This window comes from Pseudomonas sp. PME37.24/025, from assembly GCF_055556615.1.
Genome location: NZ_JBVHNK010000120.1, coordinates 1 through 278 on the forward strand (window position 1 = coordinate 1; position 278 = coordinate 278).

The window sequence follows — 278 nt, forward strand, 5'->3', positions numbered from 1 at the left end:
GCAGAGCACGGCGAGGTCACCGAACACGACGACGGCATCCTCGACGAACACGCCGTCGGGCTGCGCGTCCGCCGGCTCGATCTCGATCACGTCCCAGCCACGGCTGCGGAAGACGTCGACGTAGCCGCGCCACTGCGCGAGCGCCAGCTCGGCGTCGACCGGCACGCGGTCGAGGTGCGTGAGCTCACCCTCGGCGAGGAGGGGCGACGGACGGCGGACGAACAGACGCGACATGCACCGAACCTAGCGTGCGGGCACCGGGGGGCGGCATCCACCCT

1 protein-coding gene is annotated in these 278 nt (G+C 71.9%); it reads right to left on the bottom strand.

All coding sequences use genetic code 11. From position 1 onward, the window contains the following. Positions 1 to 234, bottom strand: a 234-nt coding sequence (locus ACZ3HH_RS29760) for a hypothetical protein (RefSeq protein ID WP_465810130.1), incomplete at its 3' end; no start/stop codon positions are given. Positions 235 to 278 lie beyond the last annotated feature (44 nt).